This window comes from Blautia parvula, assembly GCF_020215665.1.
Classification (GTDB): Bacteria; Bacillota; Clostridia; order Lachnospirales; family Lachnospiraceae; genus Blautia; species Blautia celeris.
In genome coordinates, this window is the sequence record NZ_CP084061.1 from 3,175,213 (window position 1) to 3,195,202 (window position 19,990).

General features: G+C 49.4%; 14 protein-coding genes. All 14 read right to left on the bottom strand.

The window, feature by feature from the left end:
- Positions 1-37 precede the first annotated feature (37 nt).
- Positions 38-1,054, bottom strand: coding sequence for a LacI family DNA-binding transcriptional regulator (locus LC508_RS14710; RefSeq protein WP_147396151.1), 1,017 nt, complete (start codon positions 1,052-1,054; stop codon positions 38-40).
- Positions 1,055-1,073: 19 nt separating this feature from the next.
- The gene (locus LC508_RS14715; RefSeq protein ID WP_103732285.1) at positions 1,074-3,137 is read right to left on the bottom strand and encodes a glycoside hydrolase family 31 protein; all 2,064 of its coding nucleotides are present in this window, start codon (positions 3,135-3,137) and stop codon (positions 1,074-1,076) included.
- Positions 3,138-3,419: 282 nt separating this feature from the next.
- Positions 3,420-4,499 carry a hypothetical protein gene (locus LC508_RS14720; protein WP_054352004.1) on the bottom strand — a complete coding sequence of 360 codons (1,080 nt, stop codon included), beginning with the start codon at positions 4,497-4,499 and terminating at the stop codon, positions 3,420-3,422.
- Positions 4,500-4,582: 83 nt separating this feature from the next.
- Positions 4,583-5,563: a Gfo/Idh/MocA family protein gene (locus LC508_RS14725; RefSeq protein ID WP_054352003.1), complete on the bottom strand. Its 981-nt coding sequence runs from the start codon at positions 5,561-5,563 to the stop codon at positions 4,583-4,585.
- A 37-nt stretch (positions 5,564-5,600) separates the two neighbouring features.
- Entirely contained in the window at positions 5,601-6,695 is a 1,095-nt protein-coding gene (locus LC508_RS14730; protein ID WP_054352002.1) for an alcohol dehydrogenase, read from the bottom strand.
- A gap of 52 nt (positions 6,696-6,747) precedes the next feature.
- Entirely contained in the window at positions 6,748-8,661 is a 1,914-nt protein-coding gene (locus LC508_RS14735; RefSeq protein ID WP_103732286.1) for an NAD(+) synthase, read from the bottom strand.
- Between the two features lie 18 nt (positions 8,662-8,679).
- Complete coding sequence (gene hslO, locus LC508_RS14740) at positions 8,680-9,564, bottom strand: Hsp33 family molecular chaperone HslO (protein WP_054352001.1); 885 nt, start codon at positions 9,562-9,564, stop codon at positions 8,680-8,682.
- Between the two features lie 66 nt (positions 9,565-9,630).
- Positions 9,631-10,392, bottom strand: coding sequence for a class I SAM-dependent DNA methyltransferase (locus tag LC508_RS14745; protein ID WP_033139195.1), 762 nt, complete (start codon positions 10,390-10,392; stop codon positions 9,631-9,633).
- A gap of 381 nt (positions 10,393-10,773) precedes the next feature.
- Positions 10,774-12,981: a beta-glucosidase BglX gene (gene bglX / locus LC508_RS14750; RefSeq protein ID WP_103732420.1), complete on the bottom strand. Its 2,208-nt coding sequence runs from the start codon at positions 12,979-12,981 to the stop codon at positions 10,774-10,776.
- Between the two features lie 17 nt (positions 12,982-12,998).
- Positions 12,999-14,597, bottom strand: coding sequence for a response regulator transcription factor (locus tag LC508_RS14755; RefSeq protein ID WP_158587224.1), 1,599 nt, complete (start codon positions 14,595-14,597; stop codon positions 12,999-13,001).
- Complete coding sequence (locus tag LC508_RS14760) at positions 14,572-16,359, bottom strand: sensor histidine kinase (RefSeq protein WP_103732422.1); 1,788 nt, start codon at positions 16,357-16,359, stop codon at positions 14,572-14,574. Before LC508_RS14760 ends, LC508_RS14755 begins: the two co-directional genes overlap by 26 nt.
- 7 nt (positions 16,360-16,366) lie before the next feature.
- Positions 16,367-17,269, bottom strand: coding sequence for a carbohydrate ABC transporter permease (locus LC508_RS14765; RefSeq protein WP_033139191.1), 903 nt, complete (start codon positions 17,267-17,269; stop codon positions 16,367-16,369).
- 10 nt (positions 17,270-17,279) lie between these two features.
- Positions 17,280-18,203: an ABC transporter permease gene (locus LC508_RS14770; RefSeq protein WP_033139190.1), complete on the bottom strand. Its 924-nt coding sequence runs from the start codon at positions 18,201-18,203 to the stop codon at positions 17,280-17,282.
- Between the two features lie 144 nt (positions 18,204-18,347).
- The gene (locus LC508_RS14775) at positions 18,348-19,853 is read right to left on the bottom strand and encodes an ABC transporter substrate-binding protein (protein WP_103732423.1); all 1,506 of its coding nucleotides are present in this window, start codon (positions 19,851-19,853) and stop codon (positions 18,348-18,350) included.
- Positions 19,854-19,990 lie beyond the last annotated feature (137 nt).

Below are 19,990 nucleotides of genomic sequence, written 5' to 3' on the forward strand. Positions count from 1 at the left end.
GCAGACCTGACAGAACAGTTACTATTATTTTACTTTCTTACCCGTTAATCCTTTTTACAGAATCACGAATGACCATCTGTGTGGGAAGGACAACCAATGTCTCCATGTCCTTGGGGTTTTCCTCCAACATTTTTACAAGCATATCAACCGCCACCAGTCCTTTTTCCTGGATATCCTGGCGCACAGTGGTGAGTGCCGGCCTTACCAGGGAGGCGTACTCCACGTCATCAAAGCCGGTGATGGATATGTCATCCGGAATCTTTCTCCCTCTGTCTTGAAAAGTATTGAGGAGCATTGCGGCATAATAATCCGAAGAACATATGATCGCCGTATAGGCAAAGGATCTCTCATACAGCTCATCCAGATTGTTCTTCTCTCCCCTGTTTCCGGGACATATTTTCAGAAAATTTTCCTCGCTGCCAAAAAGTCCGGCCTCATCCATGGCCTGGCAGTATCCCAGGAACCGCTGATGATCCAGGTTCACATTATTATCGGCAAGAAACGCGATTTTTTTATGACCGCATCCGATGACATATTTTGTCATCTCATAGGCAGCTTTCTTATCCTCCAGCCGGATATTGATGCAGCGCTCCAGGTCATTTGTATCATAATCGTCAATGATCACAATCGGCTTTTTGTAACGTTCCTGCAGGTATGAGATTTCCCCTTCCACAAAACCGCAGGTCACCAGTCCATCCATATTCCATGACAGGATAAATTTCTGGACCTGCCGGACATCATTCAGTGCATAGACCATCAGATTATAGCCTCTGCTTCTCACACGGTCCTCCACTGCACCCAGCAGCTCCCCAAAAAACTGGTCTTTAAACGGATTTTCCTTTCCATTGACCTTTACCACCATACCGATGATCTTAGAGCGGTTGCTTGCCAGGTTGCGGGCATTGATGTTGGGCATATAGTCATACTCATCCAGAACCTTCCGGATACGCTCCACATTGGCAGGTGATACCTCTTTTGTCTTGCCGTGGATAACATTTGACACCGTGGTGGTGCTCACATTCAGCATATTGGCTATCTCTTTTATTGTAATCATTCTTAAATCCCCAATCTGTTTACAGTATTTCAGCCTGAATCTCTTTCTTCCGGCAGCCTGTATACACACAGGTTCCTGCCTTGTCGATTTCAATCATACCATAATTCGCCGGGTTTTCAAAGTCTTTCCCTTTTCCGTCATCCTCATACCACTCGTAAACAGCCTTCTCTTTTACGAATGCCAGGGCTTTTACGGAATCCGTATCCACATCTTCCGTGGATTCTCCGCCTTCAGACAACAGAAGGATCTTATCCGGGCGCACAAATACCAGCATCTCATACAGACCTGCTTTCACATAATGATGGCCTGCCGGCAGGATTTCCTTATCAAAGTCCGTCAGGCTCCGGAAACGCAGAAGCGCCATCTCCTCCGGCAGATACACATATCTTCCCTCCGCGTTCTGGCTGTACACAGGAGCTATCATAAGGCTGTCTCCCACAAGAAGCTGGTCCTCCACCTGGGGTGCAAATTCATCTTCCGTGTAGACAAAGGACAGCGGTGTAAAATACATCTCACCGCGCAGGGCCGCCTTCATGTATTCGCTGTAAATATAGGGCAGCATGCCGTAGCGCAGTCCCAGAATATCCCTGAACCGGTCCATATGGTCAAACTGATAGACCTCCTGCATTCTGGTTCCCAGTGCCGTATGATTTCTCATAAGCGGTGAGAACATGGCAAGCTGGATCCAGCGCATTACCAGGTCTTCCGTGGTATCAGAACCGAATCCTCCGATATCGGCGCCTGTGTAGAGAATCCCCACCATGTTAAGGCTCGGCATCATCTTCAGGTTGAGAAGCAGGTGCTGCCACCAGGACTTGTTGTCCCCTGTCCAGATACCGCCGTAGCGGTGCATTCCCACGTAAGAGGAGCGGGAGAACATAAGTATCCTCTTGTCCGGACACAGACGCTCAAAGGCTTCCCCTGCCGCTCTGGTCATATTATAGCCGAACAGGTTGTGAACCTTGTCGTGGCGCATCTGTCCTGCATCCGTCTTGTGATAGAATTTTTTAAAGTCATCTGTATTATTCGCCAGACCGTCCACCAGACCGGTAAATTTCTGGAAAGTATCCAGGTCCAGGTTCTTCCCTTTCAGGTCTGCAATGGCGTCAATAGTATCATCCATGCGATCCTGAGCAAAGAAAATGCTGGGCTCGTTCATATCATTCCAGAAGCCTTCGATCCCCTTATCCAGCAAAAACTGATACTGGTTTCCAAACCACTCCCTGGCCTCTTTGTTCAGCACGTCAGGAAAATGCACCTGTCCCGGCCACACACCGGCGATAAATTCTTTTCCGTCTTCGTCTTTGCAGAAATATCCCTTCTCCAAACCTTCCTCATAGACGGAATAGCCTTTTTCCACTTTCACACCGGCATCAATGATAGGCACCAGACGGATATTCTGCGCCTTCATATCCCTCACCAGACCTTCAAAATCCGGAAAACGCTCCTCGTCAATAGTGAAGTCCTTATACCGCTCCATGTAATCAATATCAAGGTAAATGCTGTCAAGAGGCAGATGATTCTTCCTGTGGCCCTCTGCTATCTCCCTGATGTCCGCCTCACATTTATAACCCCAGCGGCTCTGCTGGTATCCGAATGCCCATCTGGGCGGAATATAACTTCTGCCGATCAGACCCCTGAACTCCTTTACGATCTGCCGGATATCGCTGCCCTCCAGAATATAGACATCCGCATCCGGTTCCTCCAGTGTGATCACCAGCTCATCCATGTGGGTATAGCCCACGTCAAAGCTGATAATGCCCGGATAATCAAAAAAGACGCCAAAGGTCGTCTCACCGGCAATCACTAAAAAGTTGTGGGATGCGTACAGAGAATGCCTGTCCTCCAGATGGTTTGGCTCATCTGCACAGCAGCTTCGGTAAAGCCATCCCCGCTTGTTGATCCCTCTTACATTTTCACCCAGTCCGTACACCAGGTCCTTTTCCCCAAGGCTGCAGGAAAATATAAGCCTGCCGTCCTGCTCTGCCTTTTGCAGATATGGCAGAGTCTGGGTCTCTGCCGCCATATCCTTTACAACCGCGTCCGTACAAAAAGGATTTCCGTATGTATATTTCCGTATCATGTCTGTTCCTCCTGGTTCTCCATATTTATTTTGACATCATAGCATATGCGTATTTTAGCCGCAATACCTTTTGCGCATAATTGATACAACGCACAATATATATCGAATGTATCATTGCATATTTCACTTGTTTATTTCTTTTTCTTCGTTTTTATGCACAAAACACATTTGATAAATTCAGTCAAAATAACATAATGAAAATCCCGGATTTTTTATACAGCAAAAAGGGGAACGTACCCATATACGTTCCCCGCTGCCTGCCTTAAATCTCAGTTCCGGCACTCACTGTGTTTCATCTGTATTCTGTTCTGCAGATCCTGAATCCTCCTCTGTCCCTTTTTCCCTTTCCTCTTCTTCCATCTTCTCTCTGGCTTCCTTTGGTCTTAAATAATACTTATTAAACGGAACTTCCCCGTACTTTTCCAGAGCTTTCTCTTCCCCGTATTTTTCCACATACTCATCAATGGACATATCATCGTCAGAATCGGTATCCGCAGGGTCTGAATCCTGCCCGCTTTGTTCCGGCTCCTCCTGTTCTCCGCTGTTGGATTCCTGATTCTCAGAGTCCGGTGTTTCCGGTGTATCGGAAGGATTCTCCTGTTCCCCGGAAACTTCTCCCTGCTCCTCACCAGAATCAGCATTTTCGGGCACCGCTGCAGATATGACCTCCTTCACCGCATAGGGAAACAGCCCGCCGTAAGGGTTCTCCACAATGCGAAAGGAACTCACGGCTGACGGTGTATCGGAGGATGCCGGATATGGATAATGTGAACTCACATTTACGATCCAGCCCCCGTCTGTGCCTTCTTTATAGTCCTGTATGGAGACAGTCATTTCCACCTGGTCACCAAGAACAAAGAGATATTCATTTTCCACAGACTCTATACCAATCTCCTGCTCTAAGTCCGCCGTAAGTTCAGGCAGTGTTTCAATACCTGCAAACAGTCCCTGGGCATATTCTTTTACCACTCCGGACGGGACACGTTTCATGGAGGAATCCTCTGTGTAATCCACTCCGTTATCGCCGACTCTGGCGTAATCTGTGATAATGCGGTTCAGGACTCCCCATACATATTTACTGTCAGAAGCGCTGTATTCAAGCGGCTCCCGGCTTTGTGCCTGAAAGCGTATCACGGAGTCAAAGATCGGAAGCATTTTCTCCAGCTTCCCGGTCTCTATGGCTGCCTTCTCCGCGGTATCCCCTTTTGCATCTGTTTTTTCTTCTTTTCCAGTTTCCTCCCGGGTCTCTGTTTTCTTGTCAGACTTGTCGTTCTCTTTTGAAGAACATCCCATAAGACCGGTGACTGCAAACAGAAGCACAGCCATGGATGCAGCAAGGACAATCCCTCTTTTTTTAATCATTCTTGTACTCCTCCCTTTTTCTACAAATGTAGTATCTATCTATATACTACATTTGCAGTAAGGAAAAGTCAACCGGTATTTTCTTATTTTTCCATTGGATAACGAAAGCCCCATTTCTCACGGACAGCATCCATCTGCTCCATAATGCGGAGCGTTTCGCTGTGGGGCATATCCGGGCATTCGCACATTCCCTCTTCTATGGCCTTTTTGCAGGCCCTTACCTCGTATTCATAGCCGCTGATCTGTTTTGGCTGGTCATATCTGGCTGTCACTTCCCGTTTTTCATTATAGACTGTGATGGACTCGAAATTATTGATGTTTTCCACAACCAGAAAGCCCTTTGTCCCGTAAATGATTCCCTGTCTGTCGGAAAGGGCGCGGAGGGAACTGTTCAGCACCGACATCTTCCCATCCGGATAGCCAATGGTTATGCTGCTCTGTGCGTCCACTCCCGTGTCTGTCATAATGACGGAAGTGTCAATGGAGGAGATGTCATCCCCGAACGCAATAGATGCAAATGTCAGAGTGTAGACACCTACATCCAAAAGGGCGCCGCCTGCCAGTTCAGGCTTCATCATCCTGGGTACTGACTCCAGCAGATATCCCAGGTTAGCGGTCAGGGTATACGGTGTGCCGATGGCACCGGAGGCAAGTACCTCCTGCAGTGTCCTTGCCATGGGCATATATCTGACCCACATGGCCTCTGCCAGAAGCAGTCCCTTTTCTTTTGAGAGCGCAGTCATCTCTTCGGCCTCCCGGGCATTTACGGCAAATGCCTTCTCGCACAGGACGTTCCTGCCGTTTTCAAGCAGCATTTTCACATGGGAACAGTGTTCTGAGATTGGGGTTGCCACATAGACCAGGTCTACCTTCTCATCTGCTGCCATCTCTTCATATGTACCGAATGCCTTTTCAAATCCGTATTTTTCTGCAAACGCGTCTGCCTTCTCCTGACATCTGGATGCCACTGCATACAGCTCCACATCCTCCATACAGCGGAGTGTCTCCGCCATAGTGGCTGCAATATTTCCTGTGCTCAATACACCCACTCTTAATTTTTCCATATCGTTCTCCTTCTGCGGTCTTATTTTGTCCGCATTCTTATGGTTTTACCGCGTATTTTATCACGCCGTCCTTTTTCTGTTCAAATATCTCATATGCCTTCATAATATCTTCCAGACGGGTCCTGTGGGTGATCAGGCATCCTGTATCCAGCTTCTTTGCCGCCAGAAGCTCCATGATCTCCTCACAATAGCAGCCGTCCACTCCGCCTGTTTTAAAAGTCAGATTCCTGCCGTACATCTGCGGCAGGGGCAGAGTCTGATCTCTTTCATACATGGCAGCGATCACCACAACCGCGTTGGGCCTGGCTGTCTTCCAGGCCAGCTCAAAGGTATCCGTTCCGCCTGCGGCCTCAAATACCACATCTGCGCCTCTTCCGTGGCTCTCTGCAAGGACACGCTGCACAACAGTCTCCTGTACCTTCCCCGCAACATCGGCATAATCCTCTGCCCCATAGCGGCAGGGCTCTTCCGCGGGACATACCGTCACATCGGCAAGCCCCTGTCTTTTCGCCAGTTCCAGTCTGCTTTCATCCACGTCTATGGCGATGATCTTGGCAGGACTGTACAGCCGGGCACACATCATGGTACAGAGTCCGGTGGGGCCGGCTCCTATAACCACAACTGTATCTGCCGGCTTTACCTCACCCAGTCTGGCAGCCCAGTAGCCGGTGGAGAGTATATCCCCGGTAAAAAGAGCCTCCTCATCGGTCACATGGTCCGGTATCTTAGTCAGTCCATTGTCCGCACAGGGAATGCGGCAGTATTCCGCCTGTCCTCCGTCTATGCGGCATCCGAGAGCCCAGCCTCCGTTTTCATGCTCACAGTTGTTCACAAACCCGCGCCTGCAGAAAAAGCACTCCCCGCAGAAAGTCTCCACATTGACAGCCACTCTGTCTCCGGGCTTCACCTTCTTCACCGCGCTTCCTGTTTCCACCACCTGTCCGACAAACTCGTGCCCCAGGATGGTTCCCGGTACGGCTTTCGGCACTGCACCGTGTTTTATATGAATATCGCTGGAGCATATGGTGGTAAGTGTCACTTTCACAATAGCATCCCCCGGGTCCCGGATCACAGGGATATCACGCTCCTCCAGAGATACCGCGCCTTTCCCCTGATACACTACAGCACGCATTTTATTCGTCCGCAAATCCTGCGCCCCCTTTCTATCCTCTGGCCTTATCCGCTTATCCCAGAGTCTCCAACTCATCCATCCAGATCCTCACAGATGCGTCACTGGGCATCCGCAGATCTCCTCTGGGTGACACTGCCACGCTGCCCACTTTTGGACCGTCCGGCAGGCAGGAACGCTTAAACTGCTGGGAGAAAAATCTCCAGTAAAATTTCTTCAGCCATTTCAGGATCACTTCGTCATGATACATGCCCGCGAAGGCGATTCTGGCTATGCGGTAGATCTTAGCGGGACCGAACTGGAAACGCATCATATAATACAGGAAGAAATCGTGCAGCTCGTAGGGGCCCACCAAATCCTCTGTCTTCTGGGAAATAACACCGTCCGTGGGCGGAAGCAGCTCAGGGCTCACCGGTGTATCCAACACATCCTCCAGAATGGCTGCCAGTTCCGGTTCCCCGCAGGTATCCGCGTAATAGCGCACCAGATGGCGGACGAGAGTCTTCGGCACAGAGCCGTTTACCCCGTACATGGACATATGGTCCCCGTTGTAAGTTGCCCATCCGAGAGCCAGCTCCGACAAATCCCCTGTTCCGATCACAAGGCCGCCGCAGCTGTTGGCAATGTCCATAATAACCTGGGTCCTCTCCCTGGCCTGTGCGTTTTCAAAGGTCACATTGTGGTCCTGATAGTCATGACCGATGTCCTCAAAATGCTGCAGCACTGCCTTTTTTATGTCAACCTCACGAAGCGTGGCTCCCAGCCTTCTTGTGAGTTCACAGGCATTGGTATATGTCCTGTCCGTGGTGCCGAAGCAGGGCATGGTCACCGCTGTGATCTGGCTTCTGGCAAGACCGCACAGATCAAAGGCTCTTGCAGTCACCAGAAGGGCAAGGGTGGAATCCAGACCGCCGGAAATGCCCAGAACTGCAGCTTTGCATCCTGTATGGTCCAGACGTTTTTTAAGACCCATGGCCTGCATGGTGAGGATCTCATCACATCTTCTCTCTCTGTCTTTTTTATCATCCGGCACAAAGGGGCTGGGGTCAAAGAAACGGGACAGGGCTGTCTGCTCCTGTTTCACATGGAAGGAAATCTGTGTATATTCCTCCTTGGATTCCGGCTGCCAGGTAGAGATCCTTCTTCTCTCGCTTTCCAGGCGCTCCACATCAATTTCACCGTAAATGGTCTCATTGGCAAAGCGTTTTGCCTCCCGCAGAATGGTTCCGTTCTCCGCGATCAGATTCTGTCCTCCGAATACCAGATCCTGGGTGGACTCCCCGTTGCCTGCGGTTGCATATACATATCCGCAGATGAGGCGGGCGGACTGTCCACCTACCAGTTCTCTTCGGTAGGCATCCTTTCCTGTGGTCTCGTCGCTGGCTGAGAGATTGACGATCAAAGTGGCTCCTGCCATGGCATGGAAAATACTGGGCGGATTCGGTGCCCACAGGTCTTCACAGATTTCTGCTGCCACACAGAGTCCCGGTACTTCCGCACAGTGGAACAGCAGATTCTGTCCAAAGGGAACTTTCTCCCCCTGCCAGTCCACATATCCGTCAAATGCCTGGCCAGGAACAAAGTATCTGGCCTCGTAAAATTCACCGTAATTGGGCAGATGGTGCTTGGGGACAAATCCCAGTATCCTGCCCTGGTTCAGCACTGCCGCCGCATTGTAGAGCTTGCCTTTATGCCTCAGGGGAAGTCCGATGAAAATCAGACCGTCCACATCCTGAAGCTCTCTCTGGATTGTCTTCAGCTCCTCCTCTGCCCTGTGTAAAAGAGCTCCCTGCCAAAACAGGTCCTGGCAGGTATATCCTGTCAGACAAAGCTCCGGGAACACCAGGATCTTTGCCCCGTTCCCGGCCATTTCCCTGGCCTTCTCCACAATTTCCTGTCTGTTGTGTGCACAGTCTGCTACCAGTATATCCGGTGTTGCGGCCGCCACTTTGATAAAACCATCTCTCATATTGTACCTGACCTTTCTTTACCCTCTTTTGCAGCGTTTTAATATATTTTTCAGCTCTTCCACAGAGAATGTGTAATTTCTGTTGCAGAAGTGACAGTTCATCTCTATCTCTTTCCCCTCATCGATCATTTCCTGCAGCTCTTTTCTGCCTACGCTGATCAGTGCTTTTTCTACCCGGTCTTTATCGCAGTTGCAGTAAAATTGTGTGGGAATCGTCTCATTGATTTCTATATCAAAGCCTTTCAGCAGGGTCTTCAGCAGAGATTCCGGTGTATGGCCTTCCTCCAGCATGGTTGTGACAGAGGTTACATCTTTCAGATTTTCTTCCAGCTGACTGATGACCGATTCCTCTGTAAAGGGCATGAGCTGGATGATAAAGCCGCCGGCCTGTTTTACCGTATTATCCTTTTCCATAAGGACACCAAGGCCTACGGATGAGGGAACCTGTTCGCTGGTAGCGAAATAATAGGTCAGATCCTCGGCGATCTCACTGGTCTGCAGCACGGTCTGGCCTACATACGGCTCCTTCAGACCCATATCTTTGATCACATTCATGAAGCCCACACCTACGGCTCCTGCCACGTCCAGCTTTCCCTTGTCATTTGCATGGAGGATGACATTTGGATTGCCCACATAGCCTTTCACATTGCCTTTGGAATCTGCGGTCACGGTTATGCCCTCCAGAGGACCTCCTGCCTTGACCTGCAGGGTCAGTAAATCTTTTTCGCCCTTCATCATGACGCCCATCATGCTTCCTGCGGTGAGGAGGCGTCCCAGGGCTGCTGTTGCCACCGGGCTTGTATTGTGCGCTGCCCGGGCGTGCTCTGTCAAATCTCTTGTGGTTGCAGCAAAAGCGCGGATCTGGCTGTTTGCTGCGGTTGCTCTTACTATATAGTCTGCCATGTTTTTTCTCCTTTTATTATAATAACTCAGGCTAATCTTTGCCGGTACTGCCTGTAGTAATCGCTTTTATTTTCCGTTTTCCTGTGCAAGGATGTAGACGCGCTCACTATCTTCCTTTACCGGGTCATGGGTGAATGCGTCGTAAGCGGCGAGGAATTTCATGCCGGATGCCTCTATGAGCTGTCTGATCTCCTCCAGGGTGTAGGCTTTCTGGTAGTGGACTTCCTCGTATTTGCGGTAGAGGATCTCCCCGCCGTGTTCTTCCGGAATGAAGAGAGAGAGGTCGTATTCGTTGATGTTCTCCTCCTCGTCAAAATAGTTGTCCCAGATAAAACTGGCGTCCTCCCGGTCCTCCGCTATGGTCTGTTCGCCCAGTATCTCTCTGTATTTGTAGAAAGTGTTCAGGTCAAATATGAAAATGCCCTTAGGGTCCAGGTAGTTGTTGACCAGACGGAATACCTCCAGGAGGTCTTCCTTTTCTGTGATGTAGTTCATGCTGTCGCAGATGGAGACTACTGCCCGCACAGTGCCGTAGAGCTCGAATTCGCGCATGTCCTGCAGAAGGTAGAGGATGTCCTGGCCGTCCTCCGCTTTTTTCTCCATGGCGATCTCCAGCATGTCCGGGGAGTTGTCAATGGCTATCATGTCGTAGCCGGAAGATGACAGGATCCTGGTGGCATTGCCGGTGCCGCAGCCTAATTCCAGGATTAGGCCGTCTTCTATATTATATTCTTTCAAAAGCCCGGTGAGATATGCGCACCATTCTTCATAGGGGATGTTGTCCATGAAGAGGTCGTATACGCGGGCGAAGTTTTCGTAGGAACTCATGAGGGGCCTCCGTGGGGGTTTTTCTTTTTTATACTATCACGAAAAGGGGGGTGGTGCAAGAGGGACGGGGAATCCGGTGCGGCGTCGGCGAGGGAGGGCTGTATCCCGGGGGCGAAGCGTTCCGCTGTCCGGAAGCTAACCTGCTCCCAGTCACTAAATTCGTCGGCAATGGCCTCCTCATTAAGTGTCTGGGGCAGGTGGATCTTCCGAACGCTCCACTAAGACATCGCCCCCGGGATACAGCCCTCCCTCGCCGACGCCGCACCGGATTCCCCTGGGTATTGGATGGCCGCAGGGTTGTGGAAAGGAAAAGAAAAAATCCCTCTCCTGCTTGTTATAGGGATAAGCGGGAGAGGGTTTGTATTTGTATTTAGTTTTTTGTTATGGTAAGAGGGTGAATTGGGTTTGGTTGGTGGTGGTGCTGTCGGTGCCTATGTAGAGGTCGAAGGTGCCGGGTTCGCTTTCCGGGAGGGAGTGTTCGGTGAGGAAGCGGAGGTCCTGGTCGGTGATGTGGAAGGTTACTTTTTGGGATTCACCGGGGTGGAGGTGGATCTTGCGGAAGTGTTTCAGCTCTTTGACAGGGCGGACGACGGTGGCGGCTCTATCGTGGATGTAGAGCTGGATGACCTCGGTTCCGGAAAGGGGACCTTCATTTTTAATGGTTACGGATGCCTGGATGGTTTCGGTTTTGGCCATTGCGGGCTTGTCCAGCTCTATGGGGGAGATAGAGAAGGTGGTGTAGCTCAGGCCGTAGCCGAAAGGATATAAGGGGGCATTGGGGATGTCCAGGTATTTGGAGCGGAAGCGGTCTTTGTCTGCTCCGGTATAGGGGCGGCCGGTGGAGTATTCGTTGTAATGGACCGGGACCTGGCCGACGCTGTAGGGGAAACTCATGGGGAGTTTGCCGCTGGGGTTAAAGGCACCTGTGAGAACATCCATGACCGCGTGGGCGCCTTCTGTGCCCGGCATCCATACCTGAAGGATGGCCTTGGCTTTACCGGAAAGTTCTCGGATGTCCAGGGGTCTTCCGGAGAAGAGGATGACGGCAATGTTCTGGTTGACCTCGTAAATTTTGTTGAAGAGGGTCTGCTGGATCTCGGGGATCTGTATGTTTGCATTGCTGGTGGCCTCGCCGGACTGGACGTAGTGCTCGCCTAAAGGCATGATGATCAGGTCTGCTGTTTTTGCGGCTTCTATGGCTTCTGTGAGCATCTTCTGCTGCTGCTCCGGTGAAATGGATTCCTCTGTCTGCTCTGTGAAGCCTTCCAGACGGATGTCATTTCCAAGGAGCGGACTGCCGGGATGGAAGGATACTTCTGTGCTGTCAAGGAATTCCAGGGCGGCTTCCCGGAGGGTCAGGGTGTCTTCCGGGCGGCCGATGAAGGACCAGGAGCCTGACATGCTGCGGTTATCTGTGTAGGGGCCTATGAATGCAATGTGCTGTCCTTTTTTCAGGGGAAGGACAGACTCGTTTTTCAGGAGGACGAAGGACTTGCAGGCGGCCTCTCTGGCAAGAGCTTTGTGTTCCTTACATAGGATGATTTCTTTTTCTTTGGACTCGTCTGCGTCTTTGTATGGGTTCTCAAAGAGGCCCAGTTTGTTTTTCAGCTCCAGAATGCGGAGAACTGCTTCATCCACCAGTTGTTCATCGAGGATACCCTCCTCTATGAGTGCTGTCAGATGTTCGGAGTAGATGCCGGTCATCATATCAATGTCAACACCGGCTTCGGCGGCTCTGACGGCTGCTTCTTTTCTGTCTTCACAGTATCCGTGGTAGATGATCTCCTCGATAGCGGCCCAGTCGGATATGAGGACTCCGTCAAAACCCATCTCCTCTCTCAGGATATGACGCATGAGCCATTTATTGCCGGTTGCAGGGACTCCGTTTATGGTGTTGAAGGAGGTCATGACCAGGGCTGCACCCGCGTCAATGCCGGCTTTGTAGGAGGGAAGGTAAAATTCGCGCAGGGTATGTTCTGAAAGCTCCACGGTGTTATAGTCACGGCCTGCCGTGGGGGCGCCGTATCCCGCAAAATGTTTTACACAGGCAGCTATGTTGTAAGGCTCTTTCAGGTCCTCCCCCTGAAAGCCCCGGACCATGGCCTCGGAGAAGAGGCAGTTCAGATAGGTATCCTCCCCGGTGGATTCCATGACTCTGCCCCAGCGGGCATCACGGACCAGGTCCACCATAGGCGCAAATGTCACGTGAAGGCCGCTGACAGCAGCTTCTTTGGCTGCGGCGGCAGCTAACTTTTCAGACAGCTCCGGCTCAAAAGTGGCGCCCTGCCCCAGGGGAATGGGGAATATGGTGCGGAAGCCGTTGATGATGTCAAGCATAAAGAGCAGCGGAATCTTGTGAGGATGTTTTTCCATATAGTTTTTCTGGATCTCTTTTATTTTTGACGCGCCAAGGGCACCTAAAACAGAACCGGCCTGGGATATATTCTCCTCTGTGAAGCCGTTTTCCTTCATAGGGCCTGTGATAACTGTGTCGTCCATGTAAAAATTGCCGGCCACCTGGAGCATCTGGTTAACCTTTTCCTGCAGGGACATGTCTTTTAAAAGTTCTGTTAACTGTTGTTTTGTCATGATCTTTCCTCTCTGTTTTACTGGTTTATTTTGAATTTTCTGCGGTATTCCAGGGGCGAGAATCCTGTGTTCTCCCGGAACATTTTTGTGAAATAGGAGAAATTGCTGTAACCTACATAAATGGATACGGTATTGATGGGCAGACTGCTCCGGGTCAGCATATTTTTTGCCTCCTCCACCCGTTTCTGCATCAGATAGGCACTGATGGAAATACCGGCCTCTTTTTTGAAGATTCTGGACATATAATCTACATTCAGATATACAAGCTCTGCCAGAGTCTCCCTTCTGATGTCCTGCTGGTAATGTGTGTCGATGTATTCTTTTAGCTGGTCTGCCACAGATTCACTTTTGTTGATATATTTCGTATATTCCACGGCAGCAGTCACCAGATGGGAGGCAAACTGCATGGCGCCATCCACACTCTCCAGGGCCTCCTGGTAATACTGTTCGTTCTCACTTCCGGCAAACAGCAGATGGGCCTTGATCTCCCTTGCGGCAAGCCAGGAATACGTTATCTGGGTAATGTCCATGCGGAAGCTTTTCAAAATGTCACGCGTGATCAGTTCACGCTCCGCAAGCTCTGTGAGATACTGCCGCATGCTGTTGATCAGAGCTTCCGGTTTCTGCTCGCCGAGAAGGGTCTCCCACACCGTGCGCTGTTTATTCTGATAGGCAATGCAGGGCTGTCGGAAATCGGACAGATACAGGACTTTATCCCACACGGTCAGACTGTTGTCCCGCATCTCCTGCAGTTGGGCAAGGCAGTCCGCCAGATCACCGATCCCGGCGCTGCTGCCGGCTCCGCACCAGATATCCATCTGCATGCGCTCCCTCAGCAGATTCCGGAAGGAGGAAAATACACCTTCCTCACTGAGCCGCTCCAGGTTCCCTGCAGTGCCCCGGCATATGACCGTATAGCTGTCTTTCCGGCAGGGCAGGACAGTTTCCACAGCCACCTGATATTCCTCAGCCAATTCCCCCAGAATATTTTTTATGATAAATAAAAGAATATTTTCATCCCAGTGCTCTCTTTTTTCTCTTCCCCCTCTGCCGGACAGGTGCAGGAGCACAGCCAGAAATCTGTCCTCCGGTTTATGATCCAGATGTCTTTTGCTGATTTCCTCCTCTATGGCGGATTGTTTTATCCTGCCGGTGAGCAGTTCAGACCAGAAGTTTTTCAGAAGGATTTCCCTGTTCTGCTCCCAGATTCTGCTCTCCTGACGATAAGCCTCGTAATTTAGCGCAGCCTTTACCCTGTCAGACGCTTTCTGAATGGCAGCGGTGAGTTTTTCAAAGTCTATGGGCTTCAGCAGATAATCCACACTGTCCAGGGCAATGGCACGGCGCGCAAAATCAAACTCTGCATAGCTGGTAAGAAATATAGCCTGTACCTCATACGCTTCTTTGCGCACCCATTCCATAAAATCAAAGCCGCTGCCTTTCGGCATGACAATATCACTCACGATCACATGGATAGGCATAAGTCCCATGACCGTCTGTGCCTGCTGCATGGAGGATGCCGTATAAATCTGCCCTATATCCAGCAGTTCCCAATCTACATTTTTCTTGATACTCTCTATCACATATTCCTCATCGTCCACCAATAACAGATTCATAAGTACCTCCCTGAACGGTTTTGTCTGCCTCCTTCTTCCCATGCTCCCGGAACGGGATATGGATATCCACTATGGCACCCTGCAGGGGACTGTTGTCAAAATTGATCTCCCCCTGTCCGCCGTAGTAGTAATGAAAACGCTTCAGGCAGTTTTCAATCCCCACATGTCTGCCGTTCTCGCTGATTCCCTTCCCCTGCCTAAGCCTTTCCAAAACATGCTTTGGAAATCCCTTTCCGGTGTCAGAGATATACAGATTGATATATTTCCCATCTTCCCTGTCCTCCGGAAATGCTGTAACTGAGATCAATATCTTCTCTTCCAGTGTCAGTGCATGCTTCGCCGCGTTCTCCACAAAGACCTGCAGCATGAAGGGAAATATCTCCCCGTTTTCGACCTCCTTATCGATCTCAATATAGTATTCAAAGCTGTCCGGATAGCGCAGAAGCAGTATTTTCAGATAGTCTTCGCAGTGCGCTGTCTCTGCCTTGACAGGCACCAGACCACTGGTGCTGCGAAATACATACTGGAGATAATCTGAGGTAGTCTTTGTCATCTTCTGCGCATTGCCGTACTGCTTGAAATCAATCATGCTGTATATAAAATTCAGACAGTTCAGATAAAAATGAGGGCGTATCTGCAGCTTCAGATAATCCATCTCTATCTTCTGCTTCTCTAATTCCTGCTCATACAGGGTGATCTTCAGGCGTCGGATCTGATGTATCATTCTTTTAAACTTGCCGTCAATCTGCTCCAGCTCCATCAGGTTGTTTTCCGTGATGTGGAAGGTATAATCATCGTCATCGTATTTTGTCAGATTATCCGTAAATTCCCTCACCGGCTCCAGCAGATACTTTTTCAGGTATAAAAGGATCGCGGCTCCGGCCAGGACCAGTGCTGCTGCCAGGACTAAAAGGAATCCCAGACTGCCCATCATGACGCCCAGTATCTTGTCCCCTGATATCTTCATCTGAATGGTAAAGGGTGCCTGTTTCAGATTTTTGCTGAGTGAGTATCCGCTGTTTGCCTCCCTAAAATCCAGCTCCTGTTCTATGCCTTTGCTGGTGATCTGACCCGCCACCCGGTTCCTGGCATCCACCAGGCGCACATATCCGTCATCGCCTACGATGGTGTCAGTGAAAGGCTCCAGAATACTTTTTACATTCACAAAACAGCCCATGTAAACATCCTGGTTCTGGGCTATTTTACAGATATAGTTTTCCTCGCCGCAGTCCATTTGGTTCCACTTTTTCTTGACCGAGTAGGAAGTGTCTGCAATGAGTCCCAGCTGGTTTCTCACTGCGTCTTCCAGGTCTTTATCAATATCATATCCCACCCCTGTCATGGTGAGCATGGTAAACATATCATTTTTCTTCAAATACAGGAAAAAGTGGTATTCTGTGCCATACTCCCACGCATAGGAGAGACAGATTCTCCGCAGGTTACTGACTGCATTATTTATTTTTACGGGGTCTCCGGAATGCTCCATGGTCTCAATATAGTCCCCCAATACAGAATACCCCTGATTCTTCTCCATAATATTGGAAAACAGGCTCCGGCTGATCCGCAGGAAACGGTTGTCCAATTCATCGGTATAGAGCTTTGACATTTCGTCCATCTCCTGTATGGCCTGCTTTCTGGTTCTTTCAAGCAGCATGGCGCTGACGCCCGCGTACACAGCCAGCACCACCATGAGAATAATAAGGATGGCCTTCATCTGCTGGGCCATATTTTTTTGTTTTCTGTATTTCGGAACTTTCCTCATGCGTTTTTTATCCTTTCACTGCCCCCAGAGTGATTCCCTCCGAGAAATATTTTTGAAGGAATGGATACACAATAAACAGCGGCAGCATGGCTATGAACGCAATGGCCATTCGGATGGATGTGGTGGGAAGCTTGGCGACCTCCGCGCCGATATTCCCCACAACTTTGCCGCTTGCCAGGTATTGGATATCCGTGATCATCTGGTTCAGAAGGTTCTGTATGCCGAACAGCTTCTGTCCCTGGTTTCCTGATAAATAGTATAAACCATTGGTCCAGTCGTTCCAATAGGCAAGTCCGGAAAAGAGTCCCATGGTCACAAGAATCGGCTTGCCCAGAGGCAGCACCACACTGGTAAATATCTTCATATGTCCTGCCCCGTCTATCTTGGCAGCTTCAAACAGGGCATCCGGTATGCTTGTAATGAAATAACTCCGTATCATCAGCACATTGTTGGCGCTCAGAAGAAGGTTGGGAAGAAGAAGCGCAAAAATCGTATTTTTAATATGCAGGTAATTCACATACATCAGATATGTAGGTACCAGGCCGCCATTGAAAAGCATGGTGAAAAATACGAAAAAGGTCAGTGCCCTTCTGTGGGGAAGGGTCTTAATGGTCAGCGGGTAAGCCATCAGCGCTGACAGACTGATATTCAGTATAGTGCCCACGACCGTCACAAATATGGTGATCCCATACGCGCGCAGTATTTTTTCTCCCTGCTTGATAATATACTGGTAAGCGTAAAGACTTAATTTCTCAGGAAAAAATGAGTAGCCGTTGCGAATCAGTGTATTTTCATCTGTGACGGAAGAAATGAACACCAGTACAAAAGGCAGTATAATGACCAATGTCATAAGAATCAGAATTATATTGATGAAAAACTGATACCGTTTTTCTTTTGCTGAATTTTTCATTTCTCTCCTCCTAAAACAATGCCTGTTCTTTATCTACTTTTCTCACGACCCAATTGCTCAGCATAACAATGGCAAATCCCACAATGGACTGGTACACGCCTGCCGCGGATGACATACTGATATTTCCCCGCTCAATGAGCGCTCTGTACACATAGGTGTCGATCACATTGGTCGTCGGAAAGAGAACCCCGGAATTCATAGGCACCTGATAAAACAGGCCGAAATCCGAATAGAAAATACGTCCGATATTTAACAGAAGCAGAGTGATAATTGTGGGTACCAGACTTGGCAGGGTGATCTTTGTGATCTGCTGCCATTTTGTTGCACCGTCCAGGCTGGCTGCCTCATAGTAGGACGGGTCAATGCCGATAATAGAGGCAATATAGATCAGGCATCCGTACCCAACGCCCTTCCAGCAGTTAGCAAATACCAGGATAAACGGCCAGTATTTAGGCTGCTGATACCACTGCACCGGTTCTTTTCCCAGGGCGCTTAAAATGGTGTTGTTTATCAAGCCGTTCTCGGAACTGAGCAGTGCATAAACAATGTAGCTCAGTATTACCATGGACATGAGGAAAGGCAGCAAAATGGCGCTCTGGTAGAGCTTTTTCATTTTATTGTTCCGCACTTCACAGATCAATATGGCTACCGCAATACCTACTATCATATTTACGGCAATGAAGGCCACATTATAAAGCAGTGTATTTCTGGTAATGATCCAGGCATCCTTTGACTGGAATAAAAACTTGAAGTTATCCAGTCCGCACCAGGGACTTGCAAATATGCCTTTTGCAAAATTCAGCTTTTTAAAGGCAATCACAATTCCACCCATGGGAATATAGTTGTTGATCAGCAGGTACAAAAGTCCCGGCAGCATCATCAGGTATAGGGGCCAGTGTTGCTTGTAGACACTGAGCCTGGATTTTTTCTTCATATTTCTCCTCCTCTGTCTTATGAATGGTTTCTTTCCGGCAAAAAGGCTGCCGCGCTAAGAGCTTTTTCTGTTTCCTAGAGCGACAGCCTGCTGTCAAAAATGATCCTGTCTATTTATTGTTGACGGGCAGAGAATAAACAGTAACTATTTATTCTCTTCCAGCCATTTGTCAAACTGTTCCTGTTTTGCCTGGATGATCTCGTCAATTCCGGCTGCCTGAAGAGCATCCAAAAACTCCGGCAGATACGTTTCAGGGTCAGCAGAACCGCTGTTCAGTGAACCGGTATACTGTTTTACAACATTGGCCAGCGCCGCTACCTGACTCTCATACTGGGTGTTGTCAAAGCAGAAGCCGACTGCCTTTGACTCTTTTGCGGAATCGTTGAATTCCTCCATCTTCTCCCAAAGCTGCGGGTCAGAGCCTGTCCACTTATGTGCGATGAACTGGTTCGGCAGCTCCCAGCCCAGATTTAGGCTGTATCCCACATTGTCAGCGGTGATGCCCTCCGGGTAGTTGATGATGCCGTTCTCCTCATCCTCTATGACATAATCCACACCTTCCTCACCCCAGTTCAGCAGATTCATGATCTCAGGGCTTCCATAGATGTAATCCAGAGTTTCCATGGTCTTTTCCGGATTCTCTGAGTTCTGTGCAATGGAATAGATAATACCGTTGTAGGTCTGGCAGTTTTTGATCGGATAGTCCCTGAACGGAACGATCTCAAAATCATATCCGGTTGAGCTTTTGAATTCCACAGGAGTTCCCGGATGATAGGCAAAAAACAGAGAAAACAGATTGCCTGCCTTGCAGACGGTACGCCAGTTTTCTGTATCTGTTCCGGCGTCCTTGCTGATATATCCCTTCTGATACCAGTCATAGAGCATCGTGGTGGTATCCTTATACCAATCACTGGCGAAGAAATTGGTGATGGTGGTGTCATTTTCCTGATCCATGAGTACGCCCAGGAAATTGGCATCTGACAAGGGGTCCCCTCCGAACAGCCTTGTCAGCGGCGTATCCCCCTCATTGATGGAAAACAGCATGGTCATGTCCGGCTCCCCTGCTTTGACTGTCTCAAAAACAGATTCCATATCTTTTGGTTCTTTGATGGCAGATGTATCTATACCGTACTTCTCCACCAGGTCTTTTCTCATGAAGACAGCAGGGATACTTCCTCTTTCAATCTGGTTTGGTACGCCGTACAGAAAACCATCCACTGTATTGCTGTTCAGTACATCTTCGCCGTAAATTTCCTTCAGGTTCTTACCGTATTTGTCCACCAGTTCTGACATATCCATGATCTGTCCGCTGTGCATGTACTGGATAGCATTTGTGGCATTTGTATAAAAGCAGTCGATTTTTTCATCTCCTGCCAGCATGAGCTGGAGCTGCTGCGCGGCGCTGGCCCAGGGAAGCACCACGATGTCCAGATTGGCATTCACTTCCTTTTCCAGAATCTCATTGATCTTTTCCTCGATCCGCTCTTCGTCGGCGGGCTGGCTTCCCTGCAGTACCATGGTCACGGTATAAGGTTCCTTTCCGCCTTCCCCTGATGCTGTCTCCTTGCCCTCACTGCCGCTTCCGCCGCAGGCTGCCAGTGACAATACCATGGCTGCTGTGAGTATGGCAGCTGCTATCTTTTTCTTCATGTGATTTCCTCCTTCATTTCTGTTCCTTTGATACGTCTATCTTATTCTTTTCCCTGTTTCTTTTCTATAACTGGTCTGACTTAAAAATATCACTCATTTGACTCCTCTGCGCGTCCGAGGACATAAAAAAGCCTGTA

Bases quoted from the DNA above. Each gene is read 5' to 3' on its own strand.
- LC508_RS14710 (WP_147396151.1), bottom strand. From the start codon at position 1,054: ATGATTACAATAAAAGAGATAGCCAATATGCTGAATGTGAGCACCACC.
- LC508_RS14715 (WP_103732285.1), bottom strand. From the start codon at position 3,137: ATGATACGGAAATATACATACGGAAATCCTTTTTGTACGGACGCGGTT.
- LC508_RS14720 (WP_054352004.1), bottom strand. From the start codon at position 4,499: ATGATTAAAAAAAGAGGGATTGTCCTTGCTGCATCCATGGCTGTGCTT.
- LC508_RS14725 (WP_054352003.1), bottom strand. From the start codon at position 5,563: ATGGAAAAATTAAGAGTGGGTGTATTGAGCACAGGAAATATTGCAGCC.
- LC508_RS14730 (WP_054352002.1), bottom strand. From the start codon at position 6,695: ATGCGTGCTGTAGTGTATCAGGGGAAAGGCGCGGTATCTCTGGAGGAG.
- LC508_RS14735 (WP_103732286.1), bottom strand. From the start codon at position 8,661: ATGAGAGATGGTTTTATCAAAGTGGCGGCCGCAACACCGGATATACTG.
- hslO (WP_054352001.1), bottom strand. From the start codon at position 9,564: ATGGCAGACTATATAGTAAGAGCAACCGCAGCAAACAGCCAGATCCGC.
- LC508_RS14745 (WP_033139195.1), bottom strand. From the start codon at position 10,392: ATGAGTTCCTACGAAAACTTCGCCCGCGTATACGACCTCTTCATGGAC.
- bglX (WP_103732420.1), bottom strand. From the start codon at position 12,981: ATGACAAAACAACAGTTAACAGAACTTTTAAAAGACATGTCCCTGCAG.
- LC508_RS14755 (WP_158587224.1), bottom strand. From the start codon at position 14,597: ATGAATCTGTTATTGGTGGACGATGAGGAATATGTGATAGAGAGTATC.
- LC508_RS14760 (WP_103732422.1), bottom strand. From the start codon at position 16,359: ATGAGGAAAGTTCCGAAATACAGAAAACAAAAAAATATGGCCCAGCAG.
- LC508_RS14765 (WP_033139191.1), bottom strand. From the start codon at position 17,269: ATGAAAAATTCAGCAAAAGAAAAACGGTATCAGTTTTTCATCAATATA.
- LC508_RS14770 (WP_033139190.1), bottom strand. From the start codon at position 18,203: ATGAAGAAAAAATCCAGGCTCAGTGTCTACAAGCAACACTGGCCCCTA.
- LC508_RS14775 (WP_103732423.1), bottom strand. From the start codon at position 19,853: ATGAAGAAAAAGATAGCAGCTGCCATACTCACAGCAGCCATGGTATTG.